General features: G+C 43.1%; 22 protein-coding genes and 1 tRNA gene. 10 read left to right on the top strand and 13 right to left on the bottom strand.

Annotated elements, in window-relative coordinates:
- Positions 1 to 13 precede the first annotated feature (13 nt).
- A complete protein-coding gene (locus tag BGO59_RS34555; protein WP_293691960.1) occupies positions 14 to 2,155 on the bottom strand; it encodes a hypothetical protein in 2,142 nt (713 codons plus the stop codon).
- A gap of 364 nt (positions 2,156 to 2,519) precedes the next feature.
- Between BGO59_RS34555 and BGO59_RS34550 the strand changes: the two genes are divergently transcribed.
- From BGO59_RS34550 to BGO59_RS36495, 3 genes are read left to right on the top strand one after another with little or no spacing between them, the layout of a single operon-like run.
- Positions 2,520 to 2,978, top strand: coding sequence for a helix-turn-helix domain-containing protein (locus BGO59_RS34550; protein ID WP_293691959.1), 459 nt, complete (start codon positions 2,520 to 2,522; stop codon positions 2,976 to 2,978).
- A 41-nt stretch (positions 2,979 to 3,019) separates the two neighbouring features.
- Positions 3,020 to 3,412, top strand: a complete 393-nt coding sequence (locus tag BGO59_RS36500) for a transposase (protein ID WP_365981615.1) — start codon at positions 3,020 to 3,022, stop codon at positions 3,410 to 3,412.
- Positions 3,373 to 3,591 (top strand): transposase, encoded by a 219-nt coding sequence (locus BGO59_RS36495; RefSeq protein ID WP_365981614.1) that lies wholly within the window; start codon positions 3,373 to 3,375, stop codon positions 3,589 to 3,591. The genes BGO59_RS36500 and BGO59_RS36495 overlap by 40 nt, the downstream gene beginning before the upstream one ends.
- Before the next feature lie 171 nt (positions 3,592 to 3,762).
- On the opposite strand, the gene BGO59_RS34545 is transcribed toward BGO59_RS36495, so the two are convergent.
- A complete protein-coding gene (locus BGO59_RS34545) occupies positions 3,763 to 5,298 on the bottom strand; it encodes a hypothetical protein (protein ID WP_293691957.1) in 1,536 nt (511 codons plus the stop codon).
- Positions 5,299 to 5,527: 229 nt separating this feature from the next.
- Between BGO59_RS34545 and BGO59_RS34540 the strand changes: the two genes are divergently transcribed.
- Together BGO59_RS34540 and BGO59_RS34535 are read left to right on the top strand one after the other, a co-directional pair.
- On the top strand, positions 5,528 to 6,499 hold the full coding sequence (locus BGO59_RS34540; RefSeq protein ID WP_293691955.1) for an IS481 family transposase: 972 nt from the start codon (positions 5,528 to 5,530) through the stop codon (positions 6,497 to 6,499).
- Positions 6,500 to 6,701: 202 nt separating this feature from the next.
- Positions 6,702 to 7,667: a glycosyltransferase gene (locus BGO59_RS34535; RefSeq protein ID WP_293691953.1), complete on the top strand. Its 966-nt coding sequence runs from the start codon at positions 6,702 to 6,704 to the stop codon at positions 7,665 to 7,667.
- Positions 7,668 to 7,814: 147 nt separating this feature from the next.
- Here the strand turns inward: BGO59_RS34535 and BGO59_RS34530 are convergent, their stop codons facing one another.
- The 7 genes from BGO59_RS34530 to BGO59_RS34500 all read right to left on the bottom strand — a co-directional run bounded on the left by BGO59_RS34530 (position 7,815) and on the right by BGO59_RS34500 (position 13,732).
- A complete protein-coding gene (locus tag BGO59_RS34530; RefSeq protein WP_293691951.1) occupies positions 7,815 to 8,426 on the bottom strand; it encodes a hypothetical protein in 612 nt (203 codons plus the stop codon).
- Between the two features lie 28 nt (positions 8,427 to 8,454).
- Entirely contained in the window at positions 8,455 to 10,377 is a 1,923-nt protein-coding gene (locus BGO59_RS34525) for a hypothetical protein (RefSeq protein ID WP_293691949.1), read from the bottom strand.
- A gap of 286 nt (positions 10,378 to 10,663) precedes the next feature.
- Positions 10,664 to 10,855 carry a hypothetical protein gene (locus tag BGO59_RS34520; RefSeq protein ID WP_293691947.1) on the bottom strand — a complete coding sequence of 64 codons (192 nt, stop codon included), beginning with the start codon at positions 10,853 to 10,855 and terminating at the stop codon, positions 10,664 to 10,666.
- Positions 10,852 to 11,628: a DUF6088 family protein gene (locus tag BGO59_RS34515; RefSeq protein ID WP_293691945.1), complete on the bottom strand. Its 777-nt coding sequence runs from the start codon at positions 11,626 to 11,628 to the stop codon at positions 10,852 to 10,854. Before BGO59_RS34515 ends, BGO59_RS34520 begins: the two co-directional genes overlap by 4 nt.
- Before the next feature lie 89 nt (positions 11,629 to 11,717).
- Positions 11,718 to 12,194 (bottom strand): hypothetical protein, encoded by a 477-nt coding sequence (locus BGO59_RS34510; protein WP_293691943.1) that lies wholly within the window; start codon positions 12,192 to 12,194, stop codon positions 11,718 to 11,720.
- Between the two features lie 67 nt (positions 12,195 to 12,261).
- Complete coding sequence (locus tag BGO59_RS34505; RefSeq protein ID WP_293691941.1) at positions 12,262 to 13,602, bottom strand: radical SAM protein; 1,341 nt, start codon at positions 13,600 to 13,602, stop codon at positions 12,262 to 12,264.
- Positions 13,547 to 13,732, bottom strand: a complete 186-nt coding sequence (locus BGO59_RS34500; protein ID WP_293691939.1) for a hypothetical protein — start codon at positions 13,730 to 13,732, stop codon at positions 13,547 to 13,549. The genes BGO59_RS34505 and BGO59_RS34500 overlap by 56 nt, the downstream gene beginning before the upstream one ends.
- A gap of 127 nt (positions 13,733 to 13,859) precedes the next feature.
- On the opposite strand from BGO59_RS34500, the gene BGO59_RS34495 reads away from it, so the two are divergent.
- Both BGO59_RS34495 and BGO59_RS34490 read left to right on the top strand, forming a co-directional pair.
- Positions 13,860 to 14,267 (top strand): helix-turn-helix transcriptional regulator, encoded by a 408-nt coding sequence (locus BGO59_RS34495; RefSeq protein ID WP_293691937.1) that lies wholly within the window; start codon positions 13,860 to 13,862, stop codon positions 14,265 to 14,267.
- 87 nt (positions 14,268 to 14,354) lie between these two features.
- On the top strand, positions 14,355 to 14,834 hold the full coding sequence (locus BGO59_RS34490) for a hypothetical protein (RefSeq protein WP_293691935.1): 480 nt from the start codon (positions 14,355 to 14,357) through the stop codon (positions 14,832 to 14,834).
- Positions 14,835 to 15,234: 400 nt separating this feature from the next.
- Here BGO59_RS34490 and BGO59_RS34485 read toward each other — a convergent pair whose 3' ends face one another.
- From BGO59_RS34485 to BGO59_RS34475, 3 genes are all read right to left on the bottom strand, one after another.
- Positions 15,235 to 16,185 carry an MvdC/MvdD family ATP grasp protein gene (locus BGO59_RS34485; protein WP_293691934.1) on the bottom strand — a complete coding sequence of 317 codons (951 nt, stop codon included), beginning with the start codon at positions 16,183 to 16,185 and terminating at the stop codon, positions 15,235 to 15,237.
- Positions 16,186 to 16,634: 449 nt separating this feature from the next.
- Positions 16,635 to 16,904 (bottom strand): helix-turn-helix domain-containing protein, encoded by a 270-nt coding sequence (locus BGO59_RS34480; RefSeq protein ID WP_293691932.1) that lies wholly within the window; start codon positions 16,902 to 16,904, stop codon positions 16,635 to 16,637.
- A 307-nt stretch (positions 16,905 to 17,211) separates the two neighbouring features.
- Positions 17,212 to 17,284 (bottom strand) — tRNA-Met (locus BGO59_RS34475).
- Between the two features lie 145 nt (positions 17,285 to 17,429).
- On the opposite strand from BGO59_RS34475, the gene era reads away from it, so the two are divergent.
- The 3 genes from era (at position 17,430) to BGO59_RS34460 (ending at position 20,480) form a co-directional block, all read left to right on the top strand.
- Positions 17,430 to 18,350 carry a GTPase Era gene (gene era, locus BGO59_RS34470; RefSeq protein ID WP_293691931.1) on the top strand — a complete coding sequence of 307 codons (921 nt, stop codon included), beginning with the start codon at positions 17,430 to 17,432 and terminating at the stop codon, positions 18,348 to 18,350.
- 104 nt (positions 18,351 to 18,454) lie between these two features.
- A complete protein-coding gene (gene der / locus BGO59_RS34465) occupies positions 18,455 to 19,762 on the top strand; it encodes a ribosome biogenesis GTPase Der (protein WP_293691930.1) in 1,308 nt (435 codons plus the stop codon).
- A gap of 412 nt (positions 19,763 to 20,174) precedes the next feature.
- Complete coding sequence (locus BGO59_RS34460; RefSeq protein WP_293691928.1) at positions 20,175 to 20,480, top strand: helix-turn-helix transcriptional regulator; 306 nt, start codon at positions 20,175 to 20,177, stop codon at positions 20,478 to 20,480.
- Between the two features lie 89 nt (positions 20,481 to 20,569).
- On the opposite strand, the gene ruvB is transcribed toward BGO59_RS34460, so the two are convergent.
- The gene (ruvB, locus tag BGO59_RS34455) at positions 20,570 to 21,598 is read right to left on the bottom strand and encodes a Holliday junction branch migration DNA helicase RuvB (protein ID WP_293691926.1); all 1,029 of its coding nucleotides are present in this window, start codon (positions 21,596 to 21,598) and stop codon (positions 20,570 to 20,572) included.
- Positions 21,599 to 21,649 lie beyond the last annotated feature (51 nt).

The raw sequence follows: 21,649 nt of genomic DNA, 5'->3' as shown, positions 1-21,649 counted from the left end.
GACTTATAATACCCTAAGTAGTAGTTGGATTAGGTTCAGTACCTAAATCAACGCTATCATCAAGACTAAAAAGCGCAAGCTTACTTCCTTGTAAGTTCACTTCGATCATATACTCTTGGAATGGATTTAGTATAATTGTTTCGTAACTATCTTTACCTCGGCTGGGATCAAATGCCCAAACATCTATTTGAGTGATAACATGTTGAACGTTGGAAATATGCCTGACACGACACATAGCATCCGGACGCCCGCGTCGTGGGTTACCATCACCATATGGTCCTCCGAAAGCACTAGCATGCTCTAAAATAGTCGTTCCATCAGTATTAGGTTCCACCCAAACATCAGAGTCTTTGAACTTGTAGCGGCAATATTGCCATGGAAGCCCTTCTGTTCTAAAGCACTGTTGATAAAAATAAGCTGCTTCATAACCGGCGTCATGCCAACGAATAGGTTCTGTTGGGTAGCCATCATCTTGAGCTGTTGTGGGTTCAGGCGTTCCTGGAATCGTTGGTATCCATTGCCAATCTGATACAGGTACTTGACTATCGGTACTTCTTTTTTTAACTTTAGAAGAGTCTGTTCCAAACTGGTTTATAGGCTCCCGATTATCAAATACTATATAGCCATTGGTTCGACAAAACCCGATGCAGAAAATATTGGCTACTTCCCAATCATAATCGACTTGAGGATGTTGATTTGTTTTAAGAACCCCTAAATTTCCTACTTGACGACTATAATACATACCCTCATGAAGGAAATTATTGCCGTTCTGAGGCTCTTGCTTTTCCGGGAGACCTTCAATCTTACCCCAATCTAAATAAACTAACTTAGGCGGGGGGGGTTGACTGCTCGTAGCGTTGGCATCGGTATGGTGAATAGTCATATTCATACCCTTGGCCATTACCTCTGCTGCGAACGCTTTATTATAATATCGGCTGGCATAATCTGCCTGATCAGCATAGTGCTTGATTATAGCCCCAACGCCTATTGACTCTAAGCCTCCTAGTGAAAAATATGGAATATTTTTTGTGCCAGTATCTTCAGAGGTAAACGAGGGAGCTTTAGGGTTAGCAATGATACCTTTAAAGAATGGATCATTGGGTTTGTTATTGCCCCCACCAGGAATATGATTATTCCAAGGATTTCCGTTATAATTATCTGAACCACCATAGGTCCCAAAATCCCGAAAAGTCGCTCCCTCGCTAGCATACTTGTCTGCTCGCTCTTGATACCACTTAAGATACTGGTGGCGAGCATATAACATTCCATATGGGTCACCTTCTTGAAGTTCATCCGCTTCAAATCTACTTACTGATTGTGCATTACTAGCATTATGAATATCTGAATCACTTATATCGGATGCAGAAATAGCATTTGTTTTTCCCACAAAAAATTTACTTTCAGTCCAATTAGTTTTAATCTGGTTATCGACAGCAGTGTCCATAACTGCTTGGACCCCTCCCCGACCTTGCCCTTGGTTGACTCCATTAATTAGCTTAATAAGGCTAGCTGACGTAATATCGGTACGCTTCCGTACAGCAGAAAATATTTTACCGTCTATTAAAGTAAAGTATGGAGCCTCTGCCATTCCTCTGGCCATCCATATGTCAGTTGGATAAAGCCAAGATGGTCTAAACACTTTATAACTATTACCATAACCAACTGGTATCGCGGGATCAGATGGAGTAGGTTCAGGTCCGAAAATAATTTGCGCGTATGCTTTTTGACTCCAATGAGAATTATATGGACTATCTGGGGAAGTTCCAATAGCCATAATTATGGATACTGAATCACCTGGGCTAAAAACGTAGGAGGTTGGCAAATTAGCTACGTATGGCTGTCCCCCGATAAAATAATAAATATTCTTTCCACCTGAGTTAAAACTTGCTGTATTAACAATTCGCGCTTTACCATTGCTCCACTCTACAACCGGATTAAAGTACTCCGGATTCGCTACAACAATCTGAACCGTTGGGGTTGGGTTTGGATCAATTGAATCGGAGGTAAAATCTGTACTATCCGCTGTCACATAGGTATCGTGATTAATTTGATCGGAGGTAAAATCCGTACTGTCCGCTGTCACATACGTGACTGGGTTAGTTTGATCAGCAGTAAAGTCCCCACTGTCCGCTGTCACATATGTGTCATAAGGCATAAGCTGTAAAGTTTTATAATGACACAGCAAAGCTAGCTTTCATAATAAGAGCTGCCAATGGTAAAAGACCCATATTACCTCAGTGATTCTACTGTTTAAAAAAAACGTGTATCTACTTTGCTGAATACGTAGAAACACTCTTTTTGAAGATTTAATTATAACTTAACAAGGCCAAACTTACTAATCATCAACAAGTTACCATGGAAACATATATATTCTCAATAAAACAAGGCAGATATAGCTTGTTTGGTTTTATATTTCGCTGCTAACTCTATCCTATTCAAAGGAGTCAAAATTATAAACACGTGTAATTTTTTTCATATAATCAAGTAAGCAAATTTAAGTTTACTCATTATCTTTCGGTATGGGCCGTAAACGCTGTATCGAACTAACGGAGTCAGAGCAAATCACGCTGCGAGAGGGAATCAAGTACCATCCTAAACATGAGTTCCGACGCTGTTGCCAGGCACTACTTTGGAGTGCTAAAGGCTGGTCCGTCAAAGCCATTGCTACCGAGTTGGAGGTCTGTCAGGTCAGTGTGAGCAGTTGGCTTACTAACTGGCAAAAGCAAGGATTAGTGGGCTTGATGCGCCAGAAAGGCCAAGGGCGTAGATCGATCTTAAGCGTAACCAACACGGCTCATCAACAAGCCTTGAAACAGGCTGTAGCCACGCATTATCAAGACGCTGGGCGCATCAAGACGGATTTGGAAAAGGCACTAGGCCAATCCCTGAGTCGGGATACGATCAAGCGGTTTCTAAAAAAAACGATTACGCCTGGCACCGACTTCGGCGAACCACTAAACCCTTTCAAAATCCCATAGCTTATGCCGATGGCTTCCAGCGTCGGCAGATCCTGCTTACTTTGTGGGTATGCGGGCTAATTGAGTTGTATTTTGCCGATGAAACGGGACTGACCATGCAGCCTTATGTGCCCTATGGCTGGCAAAAGAAAGGCCACCGGCTTGGCTTACCGGCTCGCATCGTCACCAAACGCCTTAACCTGCTAGGGCTGCTAAGGTTGGATAATCAGTTAACAGTTTACCACAGCGAAAAGGCCTTGACAGGCCAGTTTGTAGTGAATTGTTTAGCCGACTTTGTAACCAAGGATCATCCTAAACCGGTGGTGATTGTACTGGATAACGGATGGTCCGCCAGCGGCCGATTCATCGGTGTCAGGCAGTCTATGAACAATAAGCTGGTTGGGAAGAGCAGGAGATGTATTTGTTCTTTCTACCGGCTTATAGTCCGCATCTGAATCCGATCGAATTGGTTTGGAAGTCGCTCAAGTATCGATGGCTAAAGAAAGTGGATTACAACTCGTGGGCCTGCCTGAAGAAAGCTATCTTTGCCATTATCCGTAATTTTGGCCAAGACTACAAGATTGACTTCTCAGAACTAGCTAATCGAAATATGATTAAGATTAATTCTGCGTGATTGCTTAATCAATAAAATTTTAAGTTCTTATATGGTTTTTACCACAATAATCAAAAAATATCCTTTATTATACAGCAGCTATTTTAACACAGTCAACCTTTAGTCATTCTTAAAATGACTAAAGGTTGACTGTGTTAAAGGCGAGTATCTACAATGCTTTTGTATAAGTACTTATGGCTTACTATTTCTAAGAGAAAGATTTGAAGTCCGTTCGTAGACATCGAAGTCAGAGAATTGATGACGAAGTGTATAGCCTACTGTGGTGAGGCCCGGAAATGGCGTAACGGTTTCTTTAGGCCTAGTGATCAAAAATCGGATCTTCCCCTCTCTGATCTGCTTATCAAAAGCGGCATAACTCAACTCATGACGATGATACATCACCATAACAATCTCTTGTTGCGGCAGTATACAATTCCGGTATAATAGGCCGTTCAAATAACAATAGTTATAATTAGTGATAAAAACGGCGTCGGTTGGCTGAAGATGCAACGAGTCAGTTATATAGTCTGCTACACGCTTTTGTTCATAGTACGGATTTTCAGAAAGAGCATCACGTCTTAGAGCTAGTGGCCAATTGAAATTACTGATATTAGGAATCACGGCCCAGAAAACGGCTGAAAAAATGAGAATACCCAAGCCGATTTGCCGCCCATTCGAAGTGTCTAAAAAAGTTTGGAGCCAGATGGCTACAATAAGTCCAGTTAAGGCGATAAACTCGGCAAAATAATTGAGCGCTGAGCCTTGCTTCAGGCTAGTCAATAATGCAAACCCAAACAAGAGTAACGTGAACCAACCCAGCCATTTGTGCTCTAGTTTAGTCCTTCGTAATAACCATATACTAAGTGCCAAACCGAATGCATTGTGCAGACCGTAGGGGCGGAGGTAATGATCAAAGATATTAACTTTATAGGAAGTCCAATCCAGCCCCTGACTTACCCCTGTTACAATATTGGTGTATAATAAATGTAGATCATGCTCCGGCATAAATCCTACTAATAGCAGCAATCCAAGAAGACTACTACAACCTCCCACAATAAGAGCTTTCAACCATTGCCGACTCCAAACCAGGTAAAATGAGGTGAGAATAGCCGGTAAAACAATTCCTGATTGCTTAGTGGCGATTGCCAAAGCCGTTGTTAAAACGGCAACAATTAACCAACCTGTACGCGCCTTAGGCGACCCATCTTGGATCGATCTCGTGCCGGTATATAGGGTTGCCAAAACGAATAGGATATAAATACTATCTGGACGAGAATACGTCTGAGGTGGCAACAATACAAAGGCAATCACAGATACAGCCAAGGCTGTTTTTAGCTTAAGCTGAAAAATACGTCCAATACCAAACAATAAGAAAGCAAAGAGTAAATTAGCACATAGAGACACAACCCGACTGGCTCGATAAATTTCAATAGGATGATCGGGATTAAGACTAGCCAGCTTGCATACGGTACCTACAACACGGTAGTAAAATGGACTGTATTGGGTAATCGAATACGGAGCGATTTCCGGGTTACTGTAAAGCGGATAGCCTGCTAAAAAGCGTTGAATCGCGTAAATTACGTTACTTTCAATACCACCAATGTCAGAGTTTGTTAAAAAAATTAATCGATAGCGTATAATCAGAGTAATAAGTAAACAACCGATTAGCAGTAGTCCTAAACTAATTTGCAGTATGTTGTTCTTGGCAATAGATAAGATTGGAGTCATTGTCTAAGCAACTAAAACGTGCGACAAACATACGTAGATGCTAGTAATAGTCCATATTATAGGGCAAACTCGCAATCTTTTTGCCTATCTTAATATTAGATTAACAAAGCCAGATATAATGGAGAGGACAAAAACTGTGATGGTTCGCAACATCCGCTACAGTTATGGGTATGTTGAGATTCTGAGAAAAAGACTATTTTCGGTTACCCATTCCTTTCTAACCCTACCCATGTCAGCTTCTCAAATTCAGGCGCGTCAAACTTGGCTAGCCGTCTATAAACAAGTGGGCTCTGTCAGCGTAGCAGCCCGACGATGTGGTATTGCTCGATCAACCCTCCAACGGTGGATCAAACGACAAACAATTGAAGGACTAGCAGACCATTCTCGTAGACCCCACCGCTTAGCTCACCAGAAGTTTGATAGCCAATTGGAAGAATTAGTGCTTCAGATTCGAGATACGATGAACGTGGGCAAAATCCGCATCTGCTCTTTTCTTTTTCAACAGCACTCGATTCGGGTATCGGCTTCAACGGTAGCTCGTATTCTCACCAAGCATCAGCGTGAACCCATCAAACGCTATCGTAAAAGTCAACCGCCCATCCGCTACTCCCGACCGGTACCAGGAGACCGAGTGCAGATGGACGTTTGCAAGATTGCACCAGGTATTTATCAATACACCGCTATTGATGATTGTAGCCGGTTCAAGATTCTTTATACGTATCAGCGCCGGACAGCCGCCAATTCGATTAATTTTCTGGATCGCGTACTGGAACAATTTGTTTACCCCATTCAACGGATACAAACGGATCGTGGGCGAGAATTTTTTGCTTACTGCTTTCAAGAAAAACTACAGGAATACTGCATCAAATTTCGACCCATCAAACCTCGTTCACCGCATCTGAATGGCAAAGTGGAACGGAGTCAGCAGACAGACCTACAGGAGTTTTATCGAACGGCTGATTTAAAAGACCCTGCTTTAAACGACCGCTTGGCGGAATGGCAGTTTTACTATAATTATCAGCGCCCCCACAGTTCATTACAGGGTAAGACCCCGGCAGAAGCCGCAGCTGAGAAGTCGGCAGGCTCCCCGTTTTGGGATGAAGTGATTGCGCGTTATGACCCTAAAAAAGAGCCCATTCGAGTACAATCTTACAAACGAGACAAGAAGCTTAAGAACTTTCGCAAAAGGGCCAAAACGTAGTTTTATCCTACTTTTTTCCCCTTTCTAACTGTAGCGTATCTATTGAACCACTACAAAAACCCACTAATTTTTCTGCTTTATCGTACCTATGTCAGTAAATTACTAGTCTTTCTGGTACCCGTCTAAATGGATTCTGTTACTATTGATCCATAGTTTTGGGCATCAACCGCACTATCTTTGTCAAAATAAATCTTCTTTTACTTTGACTAGTCACCCCATTTTATCTACTGATCGAATTTATATAGTTACTCCTCTATTTAACGATTGGGATGCCCTTAATCTGCTCCTAGAACGTATTCGAAGCGTTTGTCCAGCAGACCTTGTCAATAAACTGGCTTTTCTGGTCATTGATGACTGTTCCACAATCAGTCAAGGTGTTTTACCAAATATAGGCTGCTCCCTGTCCATTATGCGTCTGCTTCGCAATGTCGGCCATCAAAAAGCTATTGCTCTAGGATTATCATACCTAGCTTCACTGCCTAACCACTATCTGACGATTGTTATGGATTCAGATGGGGAAGATAGGCCCGAAGATTTAGTTAAACTCCTACAAGCCGGGTATAAAAATCCGAATGTGATTGTCTTTGCCCATCGAGCAAAAAGGCAAGAGAGTTTTACATTTCGATTTTTCTACTCGATTTATAAAATAGTTTTTCGGCTTTTAACAGGAAAAGTTATCACTTTTGGGAATTTTAGCCTTATTCCGGCTTCACAACTGCGTAAGCTGACACATGTATCTGAGATCTGGAATAATTATCCAGGAGGGGTTATTCGCTCCAGATTACCATATACGTCTATTCCATTAGAGCGCGGTTACCGACTAGCCGGTGAGTCTAGAATGAATTTTGTATCCTTAGTGCTACATGGCTTGAGCGCAATTTCTGTGTTGATTGATACCACAGCTGTTCGGCTTACACTGTTTTGTATCGCGATGATCGCCGTCTCGTTAGGCAGCATAAGTGTGATTGTTGGTATTCGGCTATTTACTGATATCCTCGTTCCAGAATGGGCGGCTTATTCAGTATCCTTATTCTTTATTGTCATTTTGCAAGCTTTCCTAATCTCGCTATTACTAGTGTTTATTGTCTTATCATACCGCACCCAACCCCAAGTTATTCCTGCTCGTACCTTTGAAGATTTTACAGACTATGTTGAATCGATTTACTAACCTACTCATCAATCATTATTTCAATTAACAAAAGTTAGAAATCATACTTCTCAAAAGGCTATTCTAGCTGTATAATTCGCTTTCCTCATAAAAATAATTCTTAGTCGTAGCGATTATGTGTACATCTAATGCCAATATCAATACTATTTAACTGGCTTGGCGAGTGATCATAATATAATCCACATTGAAAGCAGTGCCTGACTTGCCCTGAAGACGAATACGATTAGTCCCTGCGTTGAGTGAAATACTCATTATATAGGTACGCTGACCACCATCTGCCCCCTCTAAAGGAAAATCAATAGTCATACCATTATTGACAATCACAGTGCCCAAACCAGAGGTTTGTGAATTAGTTTGATAACGAATGGATAGAGTATAGTTGGAAGCGGTAATGGGTACATCTGAAATTGCATACAATAAATAATCGCCTGAAGTAGAGTAAGGCCCACGGAAAGTATTATCGCCCGGCACGCCTGAATAATTACCCGTGCCGGTTGCATTTTCGGCTTGAAGTTTTAAAGAGAATACCCCACCCGTACCTGTTCCCGGTTTTACTAGTGGGGGGCGCGTACCAGCTGCGATCACCAATCCATTATCAACAATAAGCGTAAAGCTTCCGGCACTAGCAGCAGCTTCGAAAGCTGCCTGGCCTGCACTAGTAAGCGGATATACGTCTGTATCTCGATTTGTTGTTACCTGATACATTTCTTGTCCGTCACTAGCACGTCGAATACGTATCACTTGATTACCAATAGCCATATTTTAAGAAGAGGAAATTCCATTTTTGCTAAAAAAAGAACTGAACAGTATTAAATAAAGCTAATTTACTACCTTGTAAATTGACCTCTATTACCACATTTGGTACTGGGTTAAGAATAATTGTCTCATAACTATTCTTACCACGACTGGGATCGAACGCCCATACATCCACTGCATTATCTTTGATACGATACATGGCATCCGGCCTTCCCCGTCTAGCGTTTGGAAAATTGGCGTATGGCCCATCAAAAGCAGCCGCATGTTCCAAAAGGTCAGTGCCATCCGTTCGCGGCTCAACCCAAACGCCAGTGTCTTTAAACTGATAACGACAATATTTCCAAGCAGTACCTTCAGTACGATTGCATTGAGAATAAAAGTAAGCGGCCTCAAAACCAGCATCATGCCAACGTATTGGCTCTGTCGGATAACCTGCTGTCGTAATGGGTGCAGGAGTTCCATCCACCTTAGGCTGCCAAATCCATGGTCCCCCATCCGATCCTTTTACTTCATTGGGATTTATACCATACTGATCATTCAGCCCCCGTGTATCAAAAACGATGTATCCAATCGTGCGGCAAAAACCAATGCAAAAAATGTTTCCCACCTGCCAATCATAATCAACCTGTGGATGTTTATCCGTCTTTAGGCTACCTAAATTACCAACCGTTCGAGTAAATAAGTAACCAGTGTGTAAACCCCCACTATCAGCACTTAATGCTTCGATTTTACCCCAATCAATATAAGCCAGTTGAGTAGGGGCAATACCTGCTGGTGTCTCATCGATCCCCTTTGCCATTACTTCTGCAGCAAAAGCCTTATTATAGTAACGTCCTGCGTAATCGGGTTCATCAGCATAGTGTTTAACCAAGGCACCAATCCCTTTTGGCTTGAAAAGTCTGAAATAATCGCAGCTTTGTTGTGCCCCCGATACAGATTGAATTTTATTCTTAAAATACTGGCTATTAGGCGGATCACTTGCCCCACCGGGTACCTGATAATTCCAGGGATCTCCGTTGTAGTTAGACATACCTCCATAGGTACCAAAATCCCGATAGGGTAGCCCTAATGCATTTTGAACGGGGTCTTGGTATTTGCGCTTCCGAGCAGCGTACCAATCGGACGCTTGTTGGGAAGTATTGGGAACGTAATAAAGTCCTTCTTCTATTTCATTAGCTTCAAATACGGCACAAGGAATCTGATCACTAGCGCGATTAATATCTGCTGTACTTAAACTTTTACCTGCATAAGCTCCTGGTTCTGAACCTGTATAAGGGCCAGGGCCTCCAGGAGGAGCTAAGTTTTTGCTATGCGTCCAGTTGATACGTTGATTATTAGCAACCCCTGTATCCATGATAGCTAATACTCCACCTCGTTTTGCAGAAACAATGCTGTCAGAAGTGATATCATTACGCTTCCGCACAATAGAAAATATGCGGTTGTCAGGAATTGTCATGGTAGGCGCGTCTTTTTGTCCACGAGCCAACCAAATATCAGTTGGTGCTAACCAAGATGGCCTTGTAACGCGATGGGGTAGGATATCATTATCTGTAGGTAAAGGGTCGGTGCCTAAAAAAATCTGTACGAAGGATTTTTTTGACCAATTATAAGGATAATTCAAATTTTGGGCGATAACCAACATGATAGATATACTATCCCCTGAACGGAAATCATAGGTTGTAGGAAGACTGGTTACGGCTGGCATTCCGCCGATAAAATAATAAGTTGTCTCCCCTGCACTTAAGCTAATGGTTGCTGTGTTGACAATTCGTGCTTTTCCATTATTCCACTGAACAACGGGAGTAAATAGTTCAGGATTAGCGACAATAGTTTGAACAGGTATTTGATCAATTAGTTTAAAATCAGCGTTGGAGGCAGTAGCATAGGCATCATAAACAATTGTACTCGGCGTAAAATCACTATTTAAAGCAGAAGCATAGGTATCATTTGCCATGAGCCATTAAGGTTTTAGAAAATACCATGTAAACATAAGAACGAGTTATTAAGATCGGCCATAAATAACCTAGTCTAATATTCACAAATACCGAGCCAAAAGCCCCCAAAAGAGAAGCTACAACGTGAAGATAGCTCTCATATTGGATGGTAATGCCGCTATATTAAACCAGTTTTTACCTTTTCTTAATTGGATTCTGCGCTGTCAAAAGAAAGTGAACAAATAAGCTGTGAAAGAGAAAAGACAGTTTAGTAATCATACTGATGTCCCGGTTTCCTCGCCCAATTCATCTAGTGATATCAAATTGACCAAAACAGCCAATCAGCACAGTATATTCGGCCAAGGGGCTCGTAAAAATGCGTTGCAAAGCCAGCGTCACCCAATAGTCTTTCTCGACATAAATTTCGGGTAAATTCATCTGTTGCGCGGTAATGGTGACAGCATCGGCAAAGAGTTCGCGGTTTTCGTGCAGCTTCATCGAATATTCCAATCGGATGCGTTCGGTAACAGGCTATCGTCAATACCCAGATCAAACGTCGTGAGCGGATTAAGGCTATCGCGCAGTTGAGCAATGCCTTTCTTGACGTTCAAATCGATCAGGATAGCCCCCAACAAGGCTCTCACCCGTGGCGGGTAAGCCAGTGCATAGTCAATCATCATCTGCCGCTGTGCAGGCTTCAGCGCACTGATCCGGCTTTTAAAAATAGTTAGGGTATTGTGTATATCGACATCAGGGATTTGTTTGAGATCTTTCATCGCATCCAGAAAGCCTAGCATCTGATAATTATCATCCGTGACATCGACATAGCTTTTGACCGCTGTCGCTTTGAGGGCACCGTTGTTCACAAAAACACGCCGGTTACGACTGGCTATTTGCATCACAGCGGGCACTTGCGTTGTCAGCCCTAATTGATTGTAGAGATAGTCGCCGGTGATATAAGCCGTGCGCCTGCCGTTTTGATAGAGATAGGGTTTGAGCAGTTGCTGCTCATCCGGTTTTTTCTCGCCAAAAACTGTTTTCTTCGGTTTATAGAAAATGCCCTTAGCCAGTTTTTTAATGACACCCTTCCTTTGCAGCCGTTCCAGCGCTTTAGCTGCTGTCACATAGTCCTGTTTAGGTATGGCAAGCTGGCTGTAGCCGAAGCTGGTGTCTTCGGGTAGTCCCTTAACCTGTTGGCTTACTTTGTCGGAAACACGGGTCACATAACAAGTATAGCCTAAAGCCTCGTTATTGTCAAGTTTTTTGATCAAAAAACTTGACAATAGAAACTTCTAATCCCTACGAATTGGCAGACAAACGAAAACTATTAATGGCTATAGCCACGGTTTGAGGGCATAAGTTATCCATCCAGCATATACCGGGAAAACCAGTTAAAATTACGCTCAAGGCGGATTTTGTTATCATAAATATCGCGTCCTTCGACTTTCAGGGTAATCGCTGCCAGTTGCTGCCGAGCGTGGTTGATTTCACCCTCACCTTCATGCTCACCAAATTGGGTTTCAAAAACCACCAGATATGCAGCCGGAAGCACCACGCGTTTGACGGTATTATTAATGGCCATACGCATGTATGACCTCGGATTTAGATCCAGGCAATCGTCGATAATCGTATAGGACTGGCCGTCTTTTATGAACGTCAGTCGGTCAATAATGAGTGGACCGAGACCATTATTGCGCACATGAACGGCCAGTTGCTTGTTATAGTCGGGCAAATCAATCTGGCCTAACGGCTTGAGGGATTTTTCATTGTGAACCCGTTGCAGGTGTAACTGATAAAATGTGGCCAGCAGCGCTAACACTGAAATCAGAATCGCCAAGTTAGCCTCCTATAATGCAAACGCTTATAATGCAGAAAGCACCTTCTTGCCAAAAGGTGCTTTCCAGCTAGGCTATCATTCTACAATCTTGCAACAATTTCAATCGTTCCCGCGCCTGTAATTCGTAGATCAAGGGGATAAACCGGTGATACAGGCTGCATTGAGGATCTTTGCCATTCACCCGATATACCGGACAGCCACTGTTGCAAACCGATCTGTAACGGCAGGACTGGCAATCTTGAGATTTCATATCTTCGTAATGGCTGCCCTGCTGGATCATATCTACCAAATCCATATCCGTGGCAAACAGGCTATAGGACACCTGGCTTTCATCGCCAAAATGGACATGGCAATAATTGACCGATCCATCCACATAGATGGCACCTCCCGAAAAACCCGATGCACAGGTTTGAAAGCCTAATTCACTGGGCTTGAGATCGCAAAATTGATGACGCTGAGAGAACCGCCAGCCCTGCCCGATGGCATCTTTCATCAAGTCATAGGATTCTGACAAGTATTGGTCTAGCATGTCCGTATCAATAGCCTCGCCTTTCACAATTGAATATCGAAAGGGAACATCCAGATCGATCAGGTAACGTGTCAGACGGGGCAATCCCGCTAGGTTGCTATTCGTAACAACTGTATTCGTTGATACTGGAATATGATGAGCCAGCAAGGTTCTCAGATTCCGATCAATAATGGAAAAGCTCCCTGCCCCTGATTTAAACGTGCGGGTGTTATCATGATCCACGTCTAACCCATCCAGCGAAATCCCATAGCTAATACCGTACTCTTTTGAGAAGGCTACTATTTCGTTAGTTAGAATGGTCAGATTGGTAATAAACGAGCATTCCAACTGACAACCGATGTCCTTTAAGGTCCTTTTGGCCTGTGGAATAAAGGTTTTCCAGGCTTTAAATTGGCTGAGGGGCTCTCCTCCGGCCAAGCGCAGTTTGATGGAAGTAAGACCCCGTTTGCGAACCGTCTCGATCATCTTGCTGAGCAACTGCTGGCGGGTTGCCTCCGACATGCCGGGCGTGGTGTTGAGCGTCGAGATATAGCAATAGCTACAGGTCAGATTGCACCGGTTCGTGGTGTGAATCCAGAAGTTGAGCGACTTGGGGCTAGCTGGTTTTCGCGGTACACTAAACTGCTGGTCAAATCGGATGATTTCGGTTCGAGCCAGCAGGTTTAAAAATTCCTCAACCACATCAGTCGCAATACCGAATTTCTCGCTTAGGGCTACTATTGAGGTCTGATTATCAATAGCCGCCAGAATGTCAGACTGTGCTCGACTGAGAATCCGTAACGAATTGGGATAAGCGCAATTGACGACAAAGACGTGTTGATCGTCAATGGGCCTGACCAGCAGTTGTGGCGATTTGATTGGTACGAATGTCTTCATCATCGGATGTTGAGTAGCCTATACAATCACAATTGGCATTTGCGGATGGAATAATCAGTTCCTGTTGCCCGAAGAGTTGTTTGATGACAGAAGCATCATCAAATAAGAGGCTTTCTTGATCTATGGTTGTCATGGCAGTAAGTTTAGATTTTGATCTGATCTCTAATAGGCTAATTTTTTTAGCAATAATAGAAGCACAATACAAAATCTAAGCTAACTTTAACTTTAAGAATTTAAAGCTATACTTATAATAATCTAACATGGCTACTCTCATGACTATTGGTGAAAAGATTAGGAGCCTACGTGCAATTAAAGGTTACTCTCAGGAGACAATGGCTGATTTAATCGGCATCTCATCCATTGCTTATAGCAACATAGAGCGGAATAAGACTGATATTAGCCATTCTCGCTTAGAGCAGATTGCCAAAGTGCTAGGAATGGATCTCATCAGCCTGCTTTCCCACGGAGAACAAATTGCCAATATCTTCAGTAACTGTACAAACAATAATGTAGTTGGCACAGGCAACATTGTGTATTCCGAGCAGGAACTCCGTCATCAATTGGAAAAGGCTAACTTGACCATCGCCTTGCTGACGGCAGAAAAAAATAAAGCTGAGATGGAGGCTAATCACTGGAAGGATAAATACACGCATGAACAAAAATCATAATCTTGCCTTCGGCAAGACTATTCTTGAGGTACCACTTCTCTTTACAAATTCATACATTTGCAAATCAGGCACTTAAGACGCATATTTATGTCGTACAGCGATCTTTTAGCCCAACAGGACAAAGAACTTGAACGGCTCAATCAGGAGTATTTCGCGGATCAGGCCACGGTCCGGCAACTGCAAAACGATCATTACGATAAGGCAAAGTATGATGGCCAATTAGATCGGCTCAAAACACTCCACGAAAAGAAAGTCAAAGACGTACAAACCCGTTTTGCTCAGGAACAGCGGGAATATTTAGGGGAACCCACACCAACAGAGCCAGCACCTGATATTTCACAAAGCCAGGATAAAGCGGCTGACATGATCAAGGCATATCGACAACAGCAAACGGAAGGCCAATCAAGCGGTCAGCAAGACACAGGAGGTGGTGAAGAAATCAAGCGTTCTAAACCAGCAAAAGGGCAACCTGTCGATGAAGCCGAAGTCAAAAAACTAGCGCAACAAGCACGTGAAAAACGGGAGCAAAAGCAGCAACAACAGTATCGACGCGGTTTCCGGCGATAACCCCTTTGATCGCCCGATACGATACTATCACCGACCTGAATATTTAGAGATGATTAAAAGGTTAACCATTATGCATTCGACAGGTACTGGCTTCCTAAATAACCATTTTCTCGTAGATTCACAAGAACGAGGGCCGTATCAGCATCGTACCAATACGGCCCTGTTACCACAAAAGCTGACCTATGCGCCCTCGTTGGGACGGTCAAAATCACTTTCATTGTCTTTCTCTGCGGCATACGTAGATGACCTAGTTGCCGTCTTATGACCTGACGCGTAAATGTGTTTGACGTTTGGGTTTTGTGGTTGCCAACGCCAAGCATCAGATGGGCTGATAACGTCCGATTGCATCGGCTCAAGAAATCTAGTTGAAAATGTGTGCATTGAACTAGTAATTTGATGTTTAAACGAGCCATTTGGCAATTGCCTTGGATATAGGCATTCCCGTCAAGTCTTCTACCCAAAGATACTGACCTAACGGATTAATTTCCAGAAAAATCCAATCATTGTTTGGTTTAACAATAAAATCTAAAGCACCATAGATCAGACCTAATTTTATCATCAGTGTATTTACCCCGTTTCTAATATGTGCAGGCGGTTCTATAGCGATATAGGGAGTACTTTTTAAATCATATCTACGCCAGTCAATGCGCGAAACGTCCGACATCTGCGAGTCTATTTTAGCTACAAAGTGCTGGTCACCGACTACCGTGTAGCGTACTTCGTATTGTTTTTCTACATACTCTTGCAGTACAATAGGGTTTTCACCCATCACCTCGAATTCGCTTAAACTATCGGCAGTAATAACATTGGTGTATAGTCCATGAAATGTACCATCCGCTACTTGGTATACGTCTTGGTACATTAATTTAAAGGCTACACGGCCATAGACAGATGCAAACTCGATTAACTCTTGTTTATCATTAGAAATAAGGGTTGGAGGCATTTTTAAACCACACTTAGCCGCTACACTGGCTTGCAGATATTTATTTTCCGCCCTAAATACCTCCCTAAATGGGGTTAACCAAGGTAGGTGACTCAATGTTGAATACATACCTTGCAATGTCTTATTCCATTCCCCCTTCCAAAGCTTGAAGTGATTTGACCTATCCACGTCCTGCTGTAGGGTGGTGTTAACGTATGATTTCCGAAGCCAGACTTTAGAAATCTGATTTAATACATAAGCCTCCTTATCGGTCTTTATAGACCAGTCACCAGACTTGTAGGTGACGATTGTTTTCTGTAGGCTCTCAACATCTTGGTCGAAGCGCACAAAGTCGGCGTCAAACGCCTTAAGATGTTCAATAACCGCTTCTGCATGTACATCATCTTTATCGGTAAAAATTAAGATCATACGAACTTATTGTTACACCACCTTTGGAGTGGCAGATTTAGTTTTTGGGCTCCTCCGTAAACTTGCTCTTACACACTTTATACGTCCATTCAATGACTAATACCGAAAATAAAACGGTTAATGAGTGTACGGCGAAAATATGTTGGCAAATACATTATGAAAGAGCATACCACCGGGTACATAACTTACTATAAAACTTATAATCTATCGCTTCCTCCTAATCTTCTGCTTTTGCCTTGTGCGAATGGCTTTCATTTCAGCTACGAGCTTTTCATGCTCATACTGAGTTCTCCCATGTACCATCGCTCTACTATAATCATTAGGCGGATTATCACTCTGAGACTTCAAAATTTTGTCCAATAGCTCCGGTTCATGTTTGGCGAGTTGGTAACCATGATTATATCCTTTCAAAAACTCAGGGGATGGGTCTTCTTCGTCTTCTAACATGGCTAAAAGGTTTCTTTAGCGTGGCGCGATAAGTAATCGTTGATGGAATCGCTGTCATATAGGATGATTTTCTTCTCAGGCTGTGAAAATCGAATGCTGCCTTCATCACGAAGCTTCTGCAACGTCGTTTTGCTTTGGATGCGCAACTTCTTCATGGCCTCACTGGCTGAAATCCATTTATCATCTCTAGCGACCTGATGTTGCTGAACTCGTTCCAGAACCTTGTCAATCAAGGCATAAAAAGCTTCATCGTGCAGACAGATAACTTCCATGGTGTTTTTTGACCAAAATAGAGATCTTATTGATAAAAGCTTTGCTTACCAGTTAAATACTGACCTTTACGAATGGCCAAATTATTTAAAGGACAACTATCCCACCCTTAATCGCTTTATTGTAGTTGCAAATTGTCTCTGGAGCGACAATTCCTTGCTCATTCAGTCAATTACTAGGGATTTACCAGCTTCGTAACCAAAAGAAGAGACGGTGAAAAGGCAAATGGGCGCTGAAAAGTTTTAGGTATGTTTAAGGTAGCATGAAAAAAGGCAGCCACATTTTCATGTAACTGCCTGATTCTCAGAGTAGCGGGAGCTGGACTCGAACCAGCGACCTTTGGGTTATGAGCCCAACGAGCTACCAACTGCTCCATCCCGCGATGTTTGGACTGCAAAAGTACGGCAACTTTCTTATAAAACAACTATCTTTGTAAAAAAAAGTTTACGGTCGATCTGAAACGTTTTTGTTAGATCGGGAGTTGTTTTGCTAAAGCCACTGGTAATCAGCCCGTGGGATCACCTCGTATGAACACGGAAATCATCGAAAATTTTCCGGCCAATCATAAGGCCGGCTTCGTTAGTATCGTCGGTAAGCCCAATGTGGGCAAGTCAACACTGATGAATCAGCTAGTTGGCGAGCGCCTGTCGATCATCACCTCGAAAGCACAAACCACCCGCCATCGCATTATGGGCATCCTGAACGGAACCCACGATGGCCAGGAATTTCAGCTTGTTTATTCTGATACACCCGGCATCATCAAGCCCCAATACAAGCTTCATGAGTCCATGATGAGCTTTGTACGTGGCTCCATCGAAGATGCGGATGTGGTTCTGTTCGTAACAGATATTTTTGAGCAACATGACGAAAATGATGTCATTGAACGGCTGCAAAAATCAGAAGTACCTATACTCCTGCTTATTAATAAGATTGATCAGGCAACGCACGATGAGGTTACTGAAAAAATAGCGTATTGGGAGACCCATTTCAAAGCCCAGGAAATTATACCAATTTCAGCTTTGAACGGATTCAATATCGATAAGGTATTTGACGCTATTTTTAACCGGCTACCTGTGCATCCGCCGTATTTTCCAAAGGATGAATTAACCGACAAGCCCGAGCGATTTTTCGCTTCGGAAATCATCCGTGAAAAGATCTTTCTGAACTACAAAAAAGAGGTACCTTATAGCAGCGAGGTCATTATTACCAGCTTTAAAGAGAAGCCAGATATTATTGTCGTTCAGGCTGAAATTCTGGTTGAACGCGCCACCCAACGCGCTATCTTACTTGGAGAAGGCGGCAAGATGATAAAAAAAACGGGTATCATGGCCCGAGAAGAACTCGAACGCTTCTTCGGGAAAAAAGTGTTTCTTGAACAATTCGTCAAAGTAGAACCCGACTGGCGCCAGAAAGAACGGATGCTCAAAAGGCTTGGGTATGATGAATAAGTATTAGGAGTGAGAAGCGAGGAGTGAGAATGGCTGACGCGAAAGCAATAGAATGCGTCAGCCATTCTCACTCCTCGCTCCTCGCTCCTCACTCCTTAATAAAAATGGCAAACATTGTTGCAATTGTGGGGCGCCCAAATGTGGGTAAGTCCACTCTATTTAATCGCCTGACTGAACAGCGGCAGGCCATCATGGATAACCAAAGTGGGGTTACCCGCGATCGGCATTACGGCACGGCCGAATGGAACAACAAATATTTTACGGTTATCGATACCGGAGGGTATGTAGTCGGCTCTGAAGATGTCTTTGAGGAGTCGATCCGTGAACAGGTTGAAATCGCAATTCAGGAATCGACAGTATTACTGTTCGTTGTCGATACGCAAACGGGCATAACCGGCCTTGACGAGGATTTCGCCGACGTACTTCGTCGATCCAAAAAGCCAATTTATCTGGTTGCCAACAAGGCCGAAACCATCGAACGAACACATGCCGCAGCAGAATTTTACGGTTTGGGCTTAGGTGACCCTCACCCTATTTCTTCGGTAACTGGCTCAGGAACAGGCGACTTACTAGACGAAATTGTTAAGCATTTTCAGACCGACGGGGTTGAGAATCCGAATGCTGGTATTCCTCGTGTGGCCATTCTGGGACGTCCTAACGTTGGTAAATCCTCGTTTCTGAACGTCTTGACAGGTCAGGAACGAAGCATTGTCACCGACATTGCTGGTACCACCCGTGATGCGATCGATACACGTTATCGCGCCTATGGTAAAGACTTTATTTTGACTGATACAGCCGGTATCCGACGTAAAGCGCGAATTCAGGACAACATCGAATTTTATTCGACCCTTCGCTCCATCAAAGCGATGGAAGAATCGGATGTATGCATCATTCTTCTTGATGCCACCCGTGGTCTGGAAGCTCAGGACTTAACCATTATAGGGCAAGCTGTTCGAGCCAGAAAAGGCGTAGTCATCATGGTTAATAAGTGGGACGCCATTGAGAAAGACTCCCGAACCGCCGATGTGTGGCGTAAAGAGATGATTCAGCGAATGATGCCTATTGATTATTTGCCCATCATTTTTGCGTCGGTCCATGAAAAGCAGCGCATTTTTCAGGTTATGGAAAAAGCGATGGAGGTTTATGAAAACAAAAACAAGAAGATAGCCACTTCTAAGCTGAACGAGGCTATGCAACCGGAGATTGAACGATATCCACCGCCAGCGGTGAAAGCAAAGCATATTAAAATCAAATATATGCTTCAGGTACCAACGCCGTCGCCAACGTTTGTTTTCTTTTGCAACCTACCTCAATACGTTCAAGAGTCTTACCAGCGATTCCTAGAAAATAAGATACGCGATCATTTCGATTTTACAGGTGTGCCGATCACTCTGTTTTTCAGGCAGAAGTAAAGCAAAATTATAAGTAGGGGGAGCGAGTTGATTAAACAACCAGACTTCCCCTTTTTCTTTAGCGCATACCCAAGTCCGATTTATAGTCATCAATGTATTTGCATTTGGGAATGACTTGAGGCTAACACTAACTTCTCCTTCTCCTATCTATATACAAAGAAAAATAAAGTAATTACTGAAAATAATACTAAGTAATTACTGCAAATTTCCTCAGTATTATTGTAGCTATTCTCTCTTTGTTACTTACTTATTGGTTACCAGTCTAAGCATTATCGGTGTACTCTTGTTACACTTGTTTCGGTAAAATAACCATTAAATAAAGTTACACTCACTTTCAGGATGTTAGTTCTTTACATATGTCAATTTTCGGACTATATTTCGCTCTATTACCCACTGTTAACAAATCACTCCTATGGCAACTGAAAAAGTTTTAGATGAAGAAAAACGGATTGACAAGGCGGCCTACGTGCTCAAAGCGGTAGCCCACCCTCTCCGAATTAAAATCATTCAAATGTTGAATGAAAATAAAGAGCTGAACGTATCAGCGATTTATAAAAACCTAAACGCTGAACAATCGCTGATTTCTCACCATCTGATCAATATGCGAGACAAGGGGATACTCGAAATCCGGCGTAGTGGTAAGAACATTTACTACTTTCTGGTAGATAACGCCGTCGCTGAAATTATCGATTGTATTTACAAAAGTAAGCTTGTTTAAACTAATTACCGTTAAAATAACACACCGTAAAGCAGAACGTTAATAAGTGGGTTATTAGATTCTGTTTTACGGTGTGCTATTTTAACTGACTATCCGAACAACTCTCCGGTTCGAAAATTGGGAATAATACCCAGGTGACGGTAAGCTTTCTCGGTTGCCTCCCGTCCGCGAGATGTACGTTTCAGAAAACCTTCCTGAATCAGAAAGGGCTCATAGACCTCCTCAATCGTTTCAGCCTCTTCGCCACAGGCAGTAGCAATGGTCGTAATACCTACCGGCCCACCCTTGAACTTATCGATGATTGTCATCAGAATTCGGTTGTCCATATCGTCTAATCCATTCTGATCCACATCCAGCGCACTCAGGGCTATTTCAGCAATAGCGACATTTATATACCCATTGCCTTTTACCTGAGCAAAATCGCGGGTACGACGTAGCAAGTTATTAGCAATCCGTGGTGTGCCCCGGCTCCGACGGGCAATCTCAAACGCACCTGATTCATCGATAGGCGTTCCTAGAATAGCCGCTGACCGTTGAACAATGGTGGTTAATAGCTTTGCATCGTAATACTCTAACCGACAGCTAATGCCAAAGCGAGCCCGCAATGGAGAAGTAAGCATACCAGCACGGGTGGTGGCACCAATCAAGGTAAATGGATTTAGCTTGATCTGAACGCTCCGGGCGTTCGGGCCGGAATCGAGCATGATATCAATTTTATAATCCTCCATTGCCGAATAGAGGTACTCTTCCACAATCGGGTTGAGCCGGTGAATTTCGTCAATGAACAAAACGTCGTTGGGTTGAAGATTCGTCAGCAGGCCTGCCAAATCGCTGGGTTTGTCCAACACAGGCCCGGAGGTCATTTTTATGTTGGCATTAAGTTCGTTGGCAATAATATGCGACAGCGTTGTTTTGCCCAGGCCGGGGGGGCCATGAAGCAATACATGGTCGAGTGCCTCGCCCCGTTGCATAGCGGCCCGAACAAACACTTCAAGGTTTTCAAGCACTTTTTCCTGGCCCGTAAAATCCTCGAACGAGAGTGGTCGGAGTGCGCGTTCAATTTCTTTGTCAGTAGCGGTCATGCCATCGGCCGAACCTTTCAAAAAGTCGTTTCGCATGGTTTTGATACATACAGACCCGGCCATTTTTGATAGCCTGAACAGCTAATT

The organism is Spirosoma sp. 48-14 (assembly GCF_001898575.1).
In the GTDB taxonomy this organism is placed as follows: Bacteria; Bacteroidota; Bacteroidia; order Cytophagales; family Spirosomataceae; genus Spirosoma.
This window is presented reverse-complemented; position numbering and strand designations above follow the sequence as displayed.